We start from the raw sequence: 17,407 nt of genomic DNA, 5'->3' as shown, positions 1-17,407 counted from the left end.
TAAGATTTTAGTTTTGATAGGATAGACGTTAATTCTTTAATATCGTTTCATTGAGAAGGATATCGAGTTAGAATAACTACTCTTATTATTCTTATCTTTAGAATACTCAAAGCTCAATCTCTAAAACGTCTCAAAGATAGTCGTTGTCAGTGCTGTGATCAAATAGCAAACAGACTTTAGAGCTGTTTTTCAATTTACTTTAGTATTTTATCAATTTAGGACGGCTTTATGACAGGACCAACGCTTACAAGCGTCAGTGATCACTTAGATGAGCTAAATGCTAAGGATCAATATCGAAAGCTTCCTATTATTAAGCATAGAGACCAGTGGATCATATCTAATGATAACTCATTACTGAATATCTCGAGTAATGATTACTTAGGTTTAGGTAGTGACACCCGTCTGCAAACACAGTTTTTAGATCAACTGCAAGCGCTACCTGACTCACTGTTACCGAGCATGGGATCTACCTCCTCTCGTTTGCTAACCGGTAATCATGAACAGTTGCAACTGCTTGAAGAAGAATTACTACAGTGGTACCAACTTGCCTTATCGCCACAGCAACGACAAACCTCGACAAAATCTGTATTAGTAATGAATAGCGGCTATCATGCCAATATTGGAATTTTACCTGCCCTCGCTAAGCTGCCCCTTCACACTCTCATTTTATCTGACGAGCTCATTCATGCCAGTATCATTGACGGGATACGTCTGATCAGTAATAAGCAGTGTGCTAAACAGAGATATCGCCATAATGACTTAGAGCATTTAGCGTCTATCATTGAGAGCGCGGATACTTCTATTGAACGCATTATCATTGTCACCGAGAGCATCTTTAGCATGGACGGCGATCGTGCGGATTTAAAGGCATTAGTCGAGCTAAAAGCGTGTGATCCTCGCATTGAATTGTATGTCGATGAGGCACATGCGGTTGGCGTTTTAGGTCGAAACGGACTAGGTTTGAGCGAGGAGACCCAAACATTAGAAGCCATAGACTATCTAGTAGGTACCTTTGGCAAAGCGTTTGCTTCGATGGGCGCTTATATCATTTGTGATGAAAAGGTTAGGCACTGGTTGATCAATCAAATGCGCTCCTTCATATTTAGCACCGCACTACCTCCTATTACCCATAGCTGGACAAGGTTTATACTCGCAAAAATGCCTTCGCTGCACCATTTACGTACTCATCTTGCCCAGCTATCATTGCAATTGGTAGAGGCTATAGAGGGTGGTTCAACTGCGTGCTATCAGTCTCCTATCATTCCCTTTATAACAGGAGATAATGCAAGTGCTGTAAATAAGGCGCGAGAGCTGCGAGATGCTGGATTTTATGTGCTGCCAATCCGCCCACCTACCGTACCTGTAGGCACCGCTCGTATTCGAATGGTGATGAACGCTAAGCTAACCGTAGAGGACTGCACCCGTCTTATATCACATTTATAAAGTAAAATTAATCAGCACCCAAAGCTAAGTACTGCCTAATCACTGCTTTTAATCGGCAACATAGTTTGGCTATTTCTGATTCAGTCATGATGATCGGTGGCATGATATAAATCAGTTTACCAAAAGGTCTTACCCAAATTTTATTGATGAGCAAAAGTTTTTGAAACTTAGGCATATCAATGGTTTCTTTTAGTTCAATCACACCGATAGCACCTAGTATACGAACATCTGCTACTTCAGAGTAGTCTGCTACTTCAGATAGATGCGACTGTAGATAGTGCTGTATTTGTCTAGCTCGAGCAGGATAGTCATGCTCAATGAGCAAATCTAGTGAAGCAATAGCTACTGAGCAAGCTAACGGGTTACCCATAAAGGTCGGGCCATGCATCAATGCAGCATAACGACTATTGGCAATAATATCCGCTACATAACATTGGCACAGCGTCGCTGCAAACGTCATATAACCGCCTGTTAGTGCTTTCCCAACGGTCATAATATCTGGTGATATAGAGGCATGCTCACAGGCAAACATTTTGCCCGTACGTCCAAAGCCCGTTGCAATTTCATCGGCGATCATAAGCACATCATATTGACTACACAGCTGACGTAGCAACTGTAGATACTGAGGACTATAAAAACGCATACCGCCAGCACCTTGCACGATAGGCTCGATGATAAATGCGGCCATACCATCATGGTTTTCTTCAAAGAATTGAGCCAGTTTATCGCTCTCACTCCCTGTCATCTCACTCTTAAACCCTTCAATAGGCTTGTCTGTGAATAACTGTACGGGTAATTGACTACCATAGATGCTGTGCATGCCACAGACAGGATCGCAGATGCTCATAGCATGCCAAGTGTCCCCATAATATCCAGAGTAGGTCGTGGCAATTTTGTTTTTTTCAGGTTTGTTTTTAGCTAATTGGTATTGCATTGCCATCTTTAATGCGACCTCAACGGAGATACTACCGCTGTCTGCATAAAAAATAGCATCCAGACCTTGAGGTACAATGGAGAGCAGTTTTTTACCTAAATCTATGGCGGGTTGGTGCGTAAGACCGCCAAACATAACATGAGACATCTTAGCTAATTGCTCATGAATAGCATGATTTAATTTGGGATGATTATATCCATGAACACAAGCCCACCACGACGACATGCCATCTATGAGCTGCTCGCCAGATTTAGTATAAAGATAAACGCCATTGCAGCGCTCGATAATGACATTCGGATAAGCTGGCGGCAGGGTTGAATAGGGATGCCAAAGATGGTTGTGGTCAAATGGATCTACAACCTCAGAGCCAGTATGAGCATTAGATTTTTCATCTATAGAGTGTAAATTATCTGCCATAAACCCATTAATCGCTAACCAAAAATTTAATATAATATAGCGCTAATCATATATAAAAGCTAGCTAGTAGCTTTAGTAAAAAGGGTGTAACTGTCTATAGACTTTTACCGAGCCAGCAGTTAGGGTGAATGTTCTGTAACCTTATATGATATACGTTATGTCCGATTCTGCCCTTCTATTCTCTTCTTCTACTCTCGCTAACGAAGCCCCTTGGGAGCAATTTAAGCGTCCGTACGTTCGTGATTTGGCTTATGTGCTTGCCTGCCCTGATGTCTTGACGCGCTGGATTGACTTCTCCCCTCAACAAAATACTCATACCATTGAAGTTCACAGTAGCGAGTTTTGGTTGACTCAGTTTGAGGCCTATCAACAGCGCCTGCATGAGCTGGATAATACTACCGCCTACCAACAGCTAACCCGCTATTTGATAAGGCGACCAAGTCCGAAACGCTTGGGCTTTCACTTTGAGGGCTTATTATCATTTTGGCTAACTGATGGCTATACCCATGGGCTACATGCTCATGAGATGCTGGCGAGTAACGTACAGTTGTATCAGGGCAAGCAAACCATTGGTGAGCTGGATTTGATTTTATATAATCATCGAGACAAGCTCACTGAACATTGGGAACTTGCGATTAAGTTCTTTATGGGATCAGCGCCGTTTGTCCCATCAAGTTGGGTCGGCATCAACTCCAATGATAATCTACAGCGTAAAATGACACATATGCAGACTAAACAGTTTCGATCAGTTTGGGTTGATACTGATACTGATACTGATACTGAGAATCGTGGACGGGTCAAAATTGATAAGCGTTATGCAGTGATTAAAGGGCGTTTTTTCTTGCCGATTCATAATACTGACTTTATTTATCCTGACTGGTTAGCGAAAGATTTTCCACTGCACAGGTGGTGTGATAAGCAAGATAACGCCACTCTAGCAACCCTTGATACCAATAATTTACGTCAAGCGACTTATGTAGAATGGTTTACCAAACGCAGCTTTTATGATGAGCGCCTGCCGTCAGTGGACTGGGTAGATGAGCAGTCGCTAGTAACAGGGTTATACTTTTATGGTGACAGAGCTATTGTTATTCATCCGCATGTATCTGGTCATAGCGACAATTGGCTCTAGAAGCTTCATGCAAAAACTTAATTCTAAATCAATAACTCTCAATATTTTTTAATACGGCTCGATACTTTTTAGTACGTTTCTATAACCTGCATAATCTCATATCTGAGCATATCAGCGCTGGGCATTCGCTCAGCATGAAAGCGTACGATAGCAATACCTGCGCTGGCGAGTGCTTTATCTTTTTTGTCATCAGCCTTTTGTCTTGATTTACTACTGTGCGTCCAGTCATCCAGCTCGATCGCGACTAAAGTGGTCTGCCCATCGATATCAGTAATGACATAATCGACGCTTTGGCGACAGATACGATTAAACCAAAAGCTGCGCTCGCTTGCCTCGTCACTATTGGCTTCTATAATACGCGATAGCTGTACTTGCACAAAAATGTGATACTCAGGTAGCGCATTTTGCAGCTTATGAAAAAATATAACCTCAGTATCAGTCATAATAGGCATAGGCGTAAATGGCCAGATAGCCAAATCATCACCGCGAACGGGCTGTGGATCTGGCTCTTTATTAGCAGGACGGCTTTTTAATACTTTTGGCAGTATAATTAGCACCAAGAAGGCTCCGGCTAATATTAAAAATATAACGCCAAGTGACATAGTTCTGCCTTATAAAAAATGTAGAGTGATTGCGAGCAAAATAGTAATCACAGCGCAGCAGTCTGTATCGGCGACTACGCTTATAGGATATAGTGAGTAGTTTTGCTTATATGATTGCGCTTATATTAGTGGCGCCTATAGTAGCTAAGCCCATGGTGATCGGCAATCCATAAACGATAAAACACGACAATAAATGTCGTGTTTTAAAAGATTTTTTTAATCAAAAATAATCAGGTAATGATCAACTCAGTTACTAACTACCAGTAGAGTACCCAAGCACCCGTCGTATCAACTTTGGGATCACTGTTCACTTTATCTTTTAGCGCCAGTGCGGCTATTTTGCCACGTTCAGGGCCGACAACAACACGTACACCGCGACTGGTTGCACTGGTTTTTACATCATAACCTGCCGCCTTAAACTTCTTAGCGACTTCATCCGCTTTTGCCTGATTGCTTGCCAATGACACTTGCACGCCAAAACTACCTTTAGCATCGGTCTCTTTCACCTCTTTGCGGGCTTCGCGCAATTTTTGCTGCGCCTCACGTCTATCTTTCGCTGATTTTTCAGCTTTGGCTTGTTCAGCGGCACGCGCTTTTTCGGCTTCTGCAGCCTCTCGCTCTAAACGTTGAACTTGTTTACGAGAGGGGATAGTGATGGTTTGCCCAAGCTTTAGCGATGCTGACGGTGAGGTATTGTTAGCCTGTGCTAGAGCGGCAACAGGTACATTGTATTCTCGAGCCAGTTTTATTAAACCATCGCCAGATTGGACTTTATAATCAGTAGGCGCTTTGGGTGGCTCAGTTTTGGCAACTTCAGCCGCCTTTTTGTCATCTTCAGCTTTTCGTTTGGCCTTTTTTTGAGCGTCCGCCTCTTTTTGAGCGGCTTTTTTAGTAGCGGCAAGCTCAGCATCCGCTTGTTTTTTTAACTGTGCTGTTTTCTTTGCCGCATCCTCAGCACTCTTTTTAGCAGCAGCTTGTTTAGCTTGTGCCGCTTTTTGCACCTCGTCATTGGTAGTACTGGCATTATTACTGGCATTAGTACTAGCACTAGGTTTAGGAGTAACCGGTGGCTCAACTTTATCAATTCGCGGCTGAACTTGGGGAGTGGCAATAGCGGTCTGAGTGGCGACACTTGCTTCGTCGCTATCAATTTCAACTGCTGGCGTAGTGTTATCAAGATAACGTTGGTTTTCAGCTCTTGCTTTGGCTAATGCTTGCGCCTCAGCAGACTCTTGCTCTGTCAAAAACTGCTCAGCACGTTCCTCCTGAGCTTTAATGCGGGCGATGCGCTCTTGTTGCTTTTGTGCTAAGAGTCGTGTTTCGGTATCGATATCAGTGGTCAGAGGCCTTGATGTGGCTGGAGCAACCTCTGCTTGTTCAACTACAACAGGCGCAGATGCCTGCTCATCACTTGCGCCGATTTGCTGCACCATCGCATATAGCATGACGCTGCCGCCAAGTATCATCCCAATGCCCAATAAGGCTTGTCTCGAAAAGTTCATCTTCTCACATCTCTTAGTTGATAAATGGTTGATCAGCACATTTTGCTATTGTTTTGATTATAAAACATATTTTTGACGCTGTCTGCTATCGCCCTGTTTTTGTCTGCTTATTATTCATTTTAATTTATTTTAACTATCGCATCTTTTAATCGGCTGCAAGCGCTGTTAGCGTCTCGCCAATCGTATGAAATGAGCCGCATACGACTATCAAGTCTTGCGGTTGACTATTGGCTATAACCGCCGCTGTCGCTTGTGGCAAATTAGCAAATGCATGACAGTTACTCTTATCAACATAAGACGCTACTACAGTCTCTAACTGCTCTATAGACGCGGCACGCGGATAATCAATCTCGCCAATATACCAGTCAGTAATCGGCAAATGGGCTTGGGTGAGTTGCTCGACTACCCTATTAATATCTTTATCCGCTAGCATGGAGAAGAGTATCTTGATGTTAGATTCTTTGACATCAGCAGCATCTTGCTGAGCGCTATTGATATCAGCAAGATGCTGCTGCCACAAAGGCACTAGCTGCGCTAATAGAAACTCAACCCCTTGTTCATTGTGCGCCACATCGAACAGCCAGTGACGATCTCTAATCTCTCGATAGTCAAAGCGGCCTGCTAATTTAACAGTCGTCAATGCTCGCTCAATCGCATCGATATCGACATTGAGCGGACTGGCCAATACTGCTGATAAGGCGTTGGCAGTATTAGTGAGCGAAAGTGCCGGTCGCGGTAACTGTAATGTGAGTGCAGCGTTGCTATAGTGCCAAGTATCTTTATCTTGAGCCTGAAAGCTAAAGTCTTTACTCACTTGATAACAAGTCGCTCGATGCTCATCAATGAGCTGCTGTACGCTGTTTGGCATCTCAGTAGAACCATAAATCAGCGTAATATCATCGCGTAAAATACCCGCTTTCTCACGACCTATGGCCTCAAGGTTATCTCCTAACCAATCGACATGATCGATGCCGATATTGGTAATCACTGCCATATCTGCATCGATAATATTGACCACATCCAAGCGTCCACCAAGCCCTACCTCCAACACCCAAACGTCACAATTAGCTTCAGCGAATATTAACAAAGCCGCTAATGTCGTCATCTCAAAAAACGATAGAGTCAATGCGCATGTTAAGCGTGCTGCTTCTACCTTATTAAAGGCATCAATCAAGGTTCTGTCACTAACCATCTCACCATCGATACGTATACGCTCATTGAACTGGCTGAGATGCGGCGACTGATACAGGGCGGTCTTATAGCCTGCTGCCTGACACAGTGCGCTAATAACAGCAGTGGTTGAACCCTTGCCATTAGTACCAGCGACGGTAAATACAAAAGCATCGTCTTTGGCAGACTGCACTAGCCCTAAAGACTCTGCTACTGGTAATACACGCGCCAGCCCCATATCTATCGCTGACACATGGATCTGCTGCATATAATTGAGCCATTCGCTCAAATTGGCGTCAAGTTTGGGCGTGTCAGGAGTACTATCAGGATGGAGAGGCAAGGACATGAATAAAACCTAAATAAAAGAGAAGGTAACAACAGCATTAAAAGTATTAGCTCAGTGTATAACAAACGGGCTAAAAACCAAAATATAAAGCCCAGTTAGAAGTTATTACCTATTGAGTTGCTGTCTATTCATATGGCTAATAAATTATGGAAACTGCTCATTGATATTATTTTTGGATATGTTGTTACCATAAAAAAAAGCATTTACCAATCATTGATAAATGCTTTTAGAGAGCTTAGGACGTGTTCAATTATAGGCTAAGCGTCAACGTTAGGCTGATGGCATAGTTTAGCCAATAAACGATAAGTCGTATCGACCAGCTGATGACGATGCACCACTTCATCGACCACACCATGCTCTAATAAGAACTCAGCACGTTGGAACGGCTCTTCCAAGGTTTCGCGTACAGTTTGCTCAATCACGCGCTTACCTGCAAAACCTATCATCGCTTTTGGCTCTGCTAGATGAATATCACCTAGCATAGCTAATGACGCAGTAACACCACCATAAACAGGGTTGGTCAACACGACGATATAAGGAACACCTGCCAATCTTAAGCGCTCAACAGCCGCAGCAGTACGCGCCATCTGCATTAAGGATAAAATACCCTCTTGCATACGTGCGCCACCAGAGGCCGCAAAACAGATTAAAGGTTTACGATCGGCTAAAGACTTTTCAGCCGCTTGTACAAATCTATCGCCAACCACTGAGCCCATTGAGCCGCCCATAAACTTGAAGTCAAACGCACAAGCGACGACTTCAATATTGCGTAGCTTACCATGCAATACGATTAGCGCTTCGGTCTCACCCGTCTTAGCTTGTGCTTCCTCCATCCGCGCTGGATAAGGCTTACTATCGACAAAGCGTAACGGATCTTTGGCGGTAAATTCCTGCCCAAGCTCGCCATCGACTTCATCTAAGAACCATTGCAAGCGCTCACGAGCCGACATAGGCAGATGATGATCGCAAATGGGGCAAACGTAGCAGTTAAATATCAGCGCTGTATTAGTAATGACCGAATGACAATTGCTACATTTGGTTGATGGTTCAGTCTCAACCGCTGTCAAAGGCGCCATTAATTGTTGTTTAACACCAGGTACAGGACGATTAAACCAAGAGTGACCTGCTTGCGTAGCAGTCGCATCAGTGGCGCTATCGTCTTGAGTTTCAGATTTATTTATCGTATCAGTCATATTATTTGCCATCGTCTAAGGCTATTGAGCTTAAAAACGCTTATCCCTAATAGCTAATTTTAGAAGTGTAGTGAGTATTTGGATATACCATTATATTTGCGTCAGTTATTGTGCATCCTGCCTGTGACAAATATAGTCTAATTTAATAATGAATATTTATACATCACATTAGTTTACACACGTAAACTAAATTTAGCAAAGTCATTTATGGTCTATGAGCTATAAACTATCCAGCGCAGTGCGCAGTTCATCCATTTTTGTCATAATGCGCTGTTGGGCAGCCGCTACAGCATTAGCATCATTGGCATCGATATCAGCAAAGTTCTGCACTAAAGCGCTACCGACGATAATACCATCAGCATGCTCGCCAATCGCTTTGGCCGAAGCGCCATCACGAATACCAAAGCCTACGCAAACAGGCAGATCGGTCTCCGCTTTGATCGCCTGTACTTGAGTGGCGACATCGTCAGTATCTAGTGTTGCAGAACCCGTTACGCCTTTGAGTGATACGTAATAGATATAACCGCCACAATGGGTCAATACTTGCTGGCGACGCTCCGCTAAAGTGGTCGGTGATAATAGAAATATCTCATTCATCGAGTGCTCGGTTAGATGCTGAGTAAAGCTACCCGCCTCCGCTGGTGGCAAGTCAACCATCAAAATACCATCAACGCCTGAGCGCTCACATAGTGCGACAAAGTTATCGTAACCGATGATTTCAACAGGATTTAGATAACCCATAAGAATAATAGGCGTTTGCGTATCTTGCCTGCGAAACTCAGCGACCATGTTTAAGGCTTCACGAGTGCTGGTACCTGCTGCTAAGGCGCGCTCGCCTGCCAAGGCAACGGTTGGGCCATCCGCCATAGGGTCAGAGAATGGCAGACCAACTTCGATCATATCTGCGCCGTGTTTCACTAAGTCGTGCAACAGACCTACAGTAGTGGTCGGATTAGGATCGCCTGCCATTACATAAGGAATCAGGGCTTTTTTATTTTGTGATTTTAGAGTTTCAAAAGTGCTTTCAATTCGGGTCATAAGAGGTCTCTTATTATTATAAATTTTATTTAAAACTAAAGGCCATTATTTATAGCCTTTAGTTTTAATGATTTGTTTTGAGTGATAGAAGAATTAGCTGCTATTTAAAGAAGCTTACATCTCAATCCCTTCCGCCTTCATAACTGAATGTAGATCTTTATCACCGCGACCTGACATATTAACCACGATAGTTTGATCAGGTCTCATCGTCTTCGCAAGTTTAAGCGCATAAGCGACCGCATGAGCGGTTTCTAGTGCTGGGATAATACCTTCTTTACGAGTCGCTTCATGGAAGCCCTCTAACGCTTCCTTATCGGTACAGCCCACATATTCGACACGGTTCATATCTTTTAGGAAGCTGTGCTCAGGTCCAACGCCCGGATAATCCAGACCTGCTGATATCGAATGAGTCTCTTGAATTTGTCCATCATCATCCGCCATCAGATAAGTACGATTACCATGCAACACCCCGATACGACCTGCGGCAAGTGGCGCAGAATGACGACCTGTTTCAATACCATCGCCAGTTGCTTCAACGCCGTACATTTTCACATTAGGATCATTTAAAAAGTCAAAGAACAGACCGATAGCATTAGAGCCACCCCCGACACAGGCGACTAGCGCATCTGGTAACTTACCTGTTTTTTCTAAATGCTGAATACGAGTTTCTTTACCGATGATCGCTTGGAAGTCACGTACGAGTAGCGGGTAAGGATGCGGGCCTGCAACCGTACCGATGATGTAATAAGTCGTATCGACGTTCGTAACCCAATCACGCATGGCTTCATTCATCGCGTCTTTGAGGGTACGTGAGCCTGAGGTAACCGGTACGACCGTTGCGCCCAATAAACGCATACGATAGACGTTCATCTTTTGACGCTCAACATCGTCAGCACCCATATAGACGATACACTCAAGTCCCAAACGCGCAGCAATAGTCGCCGTCGCTACGCCATGTTGACCTGCGCCTGTCTCGGCAATAATGCGCTGTTTACCGCACATTTTGGCCAGTAGCGCCTGACCAATCGTGTTGTTTACTTTATGCGCGCCCGTATGATTTAGATCTTCACGCTTGAAGTAAATCTGCGCACCGCCGATCTCATCGCTTAAACGTTTGGCATGATACAGCGGCGTTGGACGACCGACATAATTGACTAAGTCATGATGATACTCTTCCCAGAATGCTGGATCGGCTTTAACTTTGGTATATAGTGCTTCTAACTCTTCTAACGCTGCCATCAAAGTCTCGGAGACAAAGCGGCCGCCATGAACACCAAAATGTCCACGCGCATCGGGATACTGATTGAAGTCAGCGACGCCTGTGGGATTGGTAAAACTATTGATATCTTGTGGAGTAGTAGCAGATGGTGCTTTTTCTTCAATATAACTCATGGGATTTCCTACGATATGGGATATTTGGGATTAAGTTTGAATAATAAAACAGAGTACTTATGATTAAAAAAGCTAAGCAGTGATAATGAAATATGCTCGTAAAGCTCGCTTAACTTTCTACTAAAATATCGCTTTGCCATCGATCGTTTTTGACCGCTTTCATAAAGCTGCGCATTTTCGCACTGTCTTTGATACCTTTAGCAGACTCAATGCCACCGCTGACATCAACGCCATAAATAGATAGGTCACGGGTAGCAGCGACGTTTTTCGCGTCAAGACCACCTGCTAGAATAATAGGCAAGATGCTGTTAGTAGGTATTAAGCTCCAATCAAAGCGTGCGCCTGTACCGCCATATTTATGCGCATGATAAGCATCGAGCAAGATACTACTCGCCCCTGCCGCTGCAAACTGCTCAATTTGAGCTAGCACGCTAGCTTGACTATCTTGCTCAGTATTGACCCGTAAAGCTTTTATCCAACGCTTATTAACGCTGTCTGCCAGCTGCTGACACCGCTCAGGACTCTCATCGCCGTGAAATTGGATAATATCAAAAGCAACGGTATTAGCCAGCTCAGTCAGTTCATCAGATTTCATATTGACTACTAATGCTACCACACTAACAAAAGCTGGTACGGCAGCGACTAAGGCTGCTGCCTGTATAGGATTTACCGCTCTAGGGCTCGGTGGATAAAACACTAAACCGACGGCATCAACACCTAATGCGGTGGCCGCTTGGATATCAGCAAGGTGAGTAAAACCACAAAATTTTACGTGCATTGAGTGACCTTAGTGAAGAGTAAGCGCCAATACAAAATATAAAGGCGCACCATTCATAAGAAATGATTATGATTTGTTACCTGAATGCCAAATTAATTGCATCTAAAAACTTATCCTAGCATACTTTTATTCATAGTTTTGTTTATGATTACGATAAGGATTTTTTAATGTCTAAAAAGACTGAAGCTAACGCTACAACCAATGCTAAAAATGAAAATAACAGTAACACGACGCCACCGCATTACTTGATGTGGTTTCGCCGTGACCTACGCATTCATGATAATACTGCACTAGCCGCGTTGTGCGCGCGTGCGCAAGAGGACAAGGCGCAAGTCTCCGCTGTGTTTTTCTGTACGCCTGAGCAGTGGCAAGAGCATGATTGCTCAATTGCGCAAGTCGATCATATTGCGCGTACCTTATCTATCTTAGCCCAAGAGCTGCATGAACAATTAAATATCACCTTAAACGTTTATGTTTGCCCAGATTTTGCGACTTGTATACAAGCTATCGATGAGCTCTGCGCCAGTCAAAATATCGGCTGCGTAATGGCAAATCACGAGTACGAAGGGAACGAGATTGACCGTGACGAAAAATTGATTGAGCAACTCGATAAACAAAATATTGAATTTATCCGTCATCATGATCAGTGTATTTTGCCGCCGCTGAGCATTACCACTAATGATGGCGATAGTATGTATAAGGTGTTCACGCCTTTTTATAGGAAATGGCGCGATACACTAGAGGCCAGCCAAATACAAAGTCATGATTCTGAGCCCCTTACTAATGACAATGCTGATACAAAATCGCTTGAGCCAATCACCCTGAAATCTGCTATTACCAGTGCTCATAACGCAGATGATATAGAGGCGCTTGGCGATACGCTATTGACTGAGTATAAACAAGCGCTACAAAAAAAGGACGCTCTAAAATATAGCAATAGCGATGCACAACTTGAGCAGTCGCGCGAGGATTATCCTGCGGGCGAAATAGCAGCGTGCCAGCGACTCAAGGATTTTACTACTGACGATATCAATAACTACGATGTCAGCCGCGACAAACCTATATTGCAGGGCACCAGCCATATGTCCGCGTATCTAACTATAGGAAGTATCAGCCCTAGAACTTGCTATATTGAGGCGGCAAAAGCGCAGGAAAAGCTGCATGGTAACGATGGCGATAACGAAGATATCAACCGCTGGATAAGTGAGCTGGCGTGGCGCGACTTTTATCGACATGTCTTAGTCAATAAACCAAGACTAGTACGCCATCACGCCTATAAAGAAGAGGTCGATAAAAAAATAAACTGGTCTTATGATGAAGAGGACTTTGCCGCATGGTGCGCAGGCAAAACAGGCGTACCCCTAGTCGATGCCGCGATGCGCTGCTTGAACGCCACAGGATTTATGCATAATCGTCTGCGCATGGTTACAGCGATGTTCTTGACCAAAGACTTGCTTATTGATTGGCGCTGGGGTGAGCGTTATTTTATGCAGCAGCTCGTAGATGGTGATTTTGCATCCAATAATGGCGGCTGGCAATGGAGCGCATCCACTGGCACGGACTCCTCACCCTACTTTCGGATTATGAACCCGTTTAGCCAAGGCAATAGTCATGATCCTAAGGGTTTATTTATCAAGACGTGGCTACCTGAACTCAAAGACGTACCTGCCAGCATCTTGCATAATGAGGACAAGCTACGTAAGGAGCTATCTAAATCAGGTAAATTTGCTAACGTTGACTATCCAGTGCCTATCGTCAAACACAAAGACGCCCGACTAGCCGCTATTGCAGAATTTAAAAAACAATGATGCTCTAATTAATAATATGGCAGCACTAGTGAATAAGCTAAAAAAGGAATCAATTCGCTAGTCGCTGCGCTATTGTGATTGCTGAGTAACGGTTGGGGTCGCTTGAATATTATCAATATTGGTGTCTAATATTCGAGTTTGAATCACATATAGAGCGTAGCCCAATAAGGCAAAGCTAATAATCAATAACACCCAAGTTTCAAATGATAGCCTTTCATTAGCATTAGAGCGTTTACTCAATTTGTTGCGCTTAGTATCAGTAGATGGTTTTTGGTTAGGAACGGTCATAAACGCCTCCTATTATACGAGCCTATTTTATCGGTAGCATTGATAAGGCTACGATGAATAATAAATAAGTCTTGCTATATAATATGATAACGCTATTCCCAGTAATATCAAGCAAAAACTATCAATAGGCTTTTATCTATAAAGGTTATGCTGTGCTCGCAGGCATTTGACAAGCACCAGCGCCTTGCGTATTCACCGTCACCGTAGCCCCTGTCAAGGAAAACAGCTGCTGCAACTGAGTCTGTGCATTATCTAACGCTACTGTCATCACATCACCACGACACGCGCGCTCTAGTACTTCTTTTTTGGCCATACTTTGCGCTTGCTCAAGTATTTTAGGGTCCACTTGCATCATCCCAAATACACCTGTTTGCCAATCATAAATCTCGATATCATCTAAGTAGACCGCGAATACCTCTGAGGGCGGTACGGTGATGTTTATCTGCGGCATGATTGATAGTGGCGTAGTCGAATTATCCGCGGCTTCTAGCTGCTCATTAGTAGGTTGCACGACTTGCACCATCTCAGGGGTTAGTGCACTCAAATCAATCCCTGCTTGTACGCGTCCTTTAGCGATAAATAGCGCCTTTTGCTCATCCTGCCACAGCTTCATCCAGCTGCCTTCACGCTCGCTTGTAATAATAGTATCGACATTAAAAGCCACTGTTTGCAGGCGATTGAGCTGCTGAATCTGTGTCACCACTCCTTCACGGGTGATCGTGTTAATCTCTGGCTCGTCGCTGTTGTTTTGTGCAATATAAATAGCAGCAACTAATGCGGCCAAGCCAATAAGCAATAATAACCATGACATTTTGGCAATAGCTGGTTTGGACTGTGGCTTTGATTTGGGCGATTTGCTTAATACAGTGTCGCCATTGTCGGATCTATTCTCAGGTGTGGGCATATTTGCTACCTTTATTGTGATTAACAGCCTCATTAATAGCTATTGAATGGCTGTCGGTTAAAATCATCGACATCATTGCTTACTTTATGATAAATGCAGTCTTTTGAAAGTCACTTCAAGTTACCGCTACTATTTCTCTACACAATTGCTTATAAAGGCATGACAAAAAGTTATTATAGATAATTGGGGTCTGTTAAATATTTAGTATAAAGCAGCACGCTTAGCCTTATTAGTGCTTAGAATGACGAGTTTGCACCCTGTTATCAGCGAAAAGACAAAAAGGTATTGCGTCTTAGCAGAAGTTTACCTAACATGGTCTAGTTGTGTTGATGAATAATCAACATTTATGTAGGGTCTGTTTGATCTTTCACAAGAAGGCACTGCTGATAGCTAAAATGGTCCTAGTCTAGGTAAAAATCGCAGGTAATGCAGATGCCTTGGCTAGATTTTTACAACGAGTAGGGCGATTTTAGCACCAGCCTGCAAGGACAGAGCTCTTTTTTACCGATTCGTCATTAAAAAGATCCGCTTAGAATGACTAAACTAGATATTTTTAATATAGAATCGATCAAAAAATAGTCTCTGTCAGTGCCACGGTCGAATGATCAAACAGACCCTGTGCATCAAGCTTGCGATCCTTTGTTACGCACTGCCCTGCTTATTATTAATTAATCAAAGATAAGGTTACGCTTTATTTATGAAAGCCAGTCAATTTTTGTTTGCCACACTTAAAGAGACCCCAAGTGACGCTGATATCGCCTCAAGCCAATTGATGGTGCGCGCCGGTCTCATTCGCAAAATCGCTTCTGGGTTATATATATGGTTGCCGCTAGGTCTACGGGTGCTGCAAAAGGTCGAACGTATCGTTCGCGAAGAGATGCAGAATATTGGCGCACAAGAAGTGCTTATGCCAATGACTCAGCCCGCTGAATTATGGCAAACGACAGGGCGCTTTGATGATTACGGTCCTGAGCTGCTACGCTTCAAAGATCGCCATGATCGCGATTTTGTACTAGGACCAACTCACGAAGAGGTCATCACCACTCTAGCGCAAGGTGAATTGCGTAGTTATAAGCAGCTGCCTATTACTTTTTTTCAGATTCAAGGTAAGTTCCGTGATGAGATTCGCCCACGTTTTGGGGTGATGCGCGCGCGTGAATTTACGATGAAAGATGCGTACTCATTTCACGTCGATCAAGCATCATTGGCAAAGACTTATGACGATATGTTCGATGCTTATACGCGTATCTTTACTCGCTTAGGTCTCGATTTCCGTGCAGTGCAAGCTGATACTGGCTCTATAGGTGGCTTTGCTTCACATGAGTTTCACGTATTAGCGGATAGCGGCGAAGACGATATTGCCTTCTCTAACGCCTCTGATTATGCCGCGAACGTCGAGCTTGCTGAGTCTATTAGTACCGCTGAGCGTCAACCGCCTGCAACGGCGCGCGAAAATGTCTTAACAGAAAACATGACCACCTGCAAAATGGTCGCTGAACACTTAGATATTCCGTTATCAACCACCGTTAAAACGCTTATCGTTCATGGTCATACTGAAGACGATGAGCCACAATTGATCGCTATTGTGTTACGCGGCGACCATCAATTAAATACCATCAAAGCTGAAAAAATAGAAGAGGCTAATTTGCCACTTACTATGGCTTCAGATGAAGAATTAAAAGCAGCAGGTCTGCTCAAAGGCTATATCGGTGTAGAGTTAGATATGCCTGTTTTCGTCGATCGCTCAGCAGCCGCTTTGTCTGATTTTGTCTGCGGTGCTAATGAAGTCAATAAGCATACTATTGGTATGAACTGGGCTCGTGACGCTCGCATTACACGTATTGTCGATGTTCGCAATGTCTCTGAGGGCGACCCATCTCCAGATGGCAAAGGTACACTACAGATCAAACGCGGTATCGAAGTCGGTCATATTTTCCAATTAGGCGATAAGTACTCGCAAGCCATGGGCTGTAAGGTCTCAGGTGAAGATGGCAAACCTGTTACCTTATTAATGGGCTGTTATGGTATCGGCGTGAGTCGTATCATTGCTGCTGCTATCGAACAGAACCATGACGAAAATGGCGTCATGTGGCCAGCAACACCAGACGTTAATGACTCATTAGCACCTTTTGAAGTCGCTATCGTGCCGATGAAGTCAAAAGAAGACACGGTCATGGAGACCGCGACCGCGCTTTATGAAGAGCTAAAAGCACAAGGTATCAACGTGCTACTCGATGACCGTAATGAGCGTCCAGGTGTCAAGTTTGCCGATTTAGAACTCATCGGTATTCCGCATCGTATTGTGGTATCTGATCGCAATTTGGCTGAAGACAAATACGAATACGTCAATCGTCGCGATGGTGAAAAGCAAATGCTCAGCCATGATGAAGTATTGGCGAAGATCATTAGTAAATAAATTTATTAATAATTTTGATGTTATAAAAAAGCGCCTGTCTTCTT

Annotated in this window: 14 protein-coding genes; 4 read left to right on the top strand and 10 right to left on the bottom strand. The window is 43.8% G+C overall.

The features are described from left to right. The first annotated feature begins 228 nt into the window (after positions 1-228). Positions 229-1,443: an 8-amino-7-oxononanoate synthase gene (locus tag Q9G97_RS02800; protein ID WP_305899644.1), complete on the top strand. Its 1,215-nt coding sequence runs from the start codon at positions 229-231 to the stop codon at positions 1,441-1,443. Positions 1,444-1,450: 7 nt separating this feature from the next. On the opposite strand, the gene bioA is transcribed toward Q9G97_RS02800, so the two are convergent. Then, positions 1,451-2,794 (bottom strand): adenosylmethionine--8-amino-7-oxononanoate transaminase, encoded by a 1,344-nt coding sequence (gene bioA / locus Q9G97_RS02795; protein ID WP_305899643.1) that lies wholly within the window; start codon positions 2,792-2,794, stop codon positions 1,451-1,453. Positions 2,795-2,951: 157 nt separating this feature from the next. Here bioA and Q9G97_RS02790 point away from each other — a divergent pair, with 157 nt between their 5' ends. Continuing rightward, positions 2,952-3,926 carry a DUF1853 family protein gene (locus Q9G97_RS02790; protein WP_305899642.1) on the top strand — a complete coding sequence of 325 codons (975 nt, stop codon included), beginning with the start codon at positions 2,952-2,954 and terminating at the stop codon, positions 3,924-3,926. Positions 3,927-3,994: 68 nt separating this feature from the next. On the opposite strand, the gene Q9G97_RS02785 is transcribed toward Q9G97_RS02790, so the two are convergent. The 7 genes from Q9G97_RS02785 to Q9G97_RS02755 form a co-directional block, all read right to left on the bottom strand. Next, positions 3,995-4,528, bottom strand: a complete 534-nt coding sequence (locus Q9G97_RS02785) for a DUF2726 domain-containing protein (protein ID WP_305899641.1) — start codon at positions 4,526-4,528, stop codon at positions 3,995-3,997. Positions 4,529-4,785: 257 nt separating this feature from the next. Then, positions 4,786-6,030 (bottom strand): LysM peptidoglycan-binding domain-containing protein, encoded by a 1,245-nt coding sequence (locus Q9G97_RS02780; protein ID WP_305899640.1) that lies wholly within the window; start codon positions 6,028-6,030, stop codon positions 4,786-4,788. Between the two features lie 145 nt (positions 6,031-6,175). Beyond that, on the bottom strand, positions 6,176-7,546 hold the full coding sequence (gene folC / locus Q9G97_RS02775) for a bifunctional tetrahydrofolate synthase/dihydrofolate synthase (protein WP_305899639.1): 1,371 nt from the start codon (positions 7,544-7,546) through the stop codon (positions 6,176-6,178). Between the two features lie 257 nt (positions 7,547-7,803). Further along, positions 7,804-8,751 (bottom strand): acetyl-CoA carboxylase, carboxyltransferase subunit beta, encoded by a 948-nt coding sequence (gene accD, locus Q9G97_RS02770; RefSeq protein ID WP_371747902.1) that lies wholly within the window; start codon positions 8,749-8,751, stop codon positions 7,804-7,806. A 207-nt stretch (positions 8,752-8,958) separates the two neighbouring features. Further along, entirely contained in the window at positions 8,959-9,777 is an 819-nt protein-coding gene (gene trpA / locus Q9G97_RS02765; protein WP_305899637.1) for a tryptophan synthase subunit alpha, read from the bottom strand. 114 nt (positions 9,778-9,891) lie between these two features. After that, positions 9,892-11,169, bottom strand: a complete 1,278-nt coding sequence (gene trpB / locus Q9G97_RS02760; protein WP_305899636.1) for a tryptophan synthase subunit beta — start codon at positions 11,167-11,169, stop codon at positions 9,892-9,894. 109 nt (positions 11,170-11,278) lie between these two features. Then, positions 11,279-11,947, bottom strand: a complete 669-nt coding sequence (locus Q9G97_RS02755; RefSeq protein ID WP_305899635.1) for a phosphoribosylanthranilate isomerase — start codon at positions 11,945-11,947, stop codon at positions 11,279-11,281. 167 nt (positions 11,948-12,114) lie between these two features. Here Q9G97_RS02755 and Q9G97_RS02750 point away from each other — a divergent pair, with 167 nt between their 5' ends. Further along, positions 12,115-13,755, top strand: a complete 1,641-nt coding sequence (locus Q9G97_RS02750; RefSeq protein ID WP_305899634.1) for a deoxyribodipyrimidine photo-lyase — start codon at positions 12,115-12,117, stop codon at positions 13,753-13,755. Between the two features lie 69 nt (positions 13,756-13,824). Here Q9G97_RS02750 and Q9G97_RS02745 read toward each other — a convergent pair whose 3' ends face one another. Together Q9G97_RS02745 and Q9G97_RS02740 are read right to left on the bottom strand one after the other, a co-directional pair. Continuing rightward, a complete protein-coding gene (locus tag Q9G97_RS02745; protein ID WP_201571901.1) occupies positions 13,825-14,043 on the bottom strand; it encodes a hypothetical protein in 219 nt (72 codons plus the stop codon). A 145-nt stretch (positions 14,044-14,188) separates the two neighbouring features. Next, positions 14,189-14,947 carry a DUF4230 domain-containing protein gene (locus Q9G97_RS02740; protein ID WP_305899633.1) on the bottom strand — a complete coding sequence of 253 codons (759 nt, stop codon included), beginning with the start codon at positions 14,945-14,947 and terminating at the stop codon, positions 14,189-14,191. Between the two features lie 697 nt (positions 14,948-15,644). On the opposite strand from Q9G97_RS02740, the gene Q9G97_RS02735 reads away from it, so the two are divergent. Continuing rightward, the gene (locus tag Q9G97_RS02735) at positions 15,645-17,363 is read left to right on the top strand and encodes a proline--tRNA ligase (protein WP_305899632.1); all 1,719 of its coding nucleotides are present in this window, start codon (positions 15,645-15,647) and stop codon (positions 17,361-17,363) included. Positions 17,364-17,407 lie beyond the last annotated feature (44 nt).

The organism is Psychrobacter sp. M13, assembly GCF_030718935.1.
Lineage (GTDB): Bacteria > Pseudomonadota > Gammaproteobacteria > Pseudomonadales > Moraxellaceae > Psychrobacter > Psychrobacter immobilis_G.
Note: the sequence above shows the minus strand (reverse complement) of the source record. Positions and strands in the feature narration are given on the sequence as shown.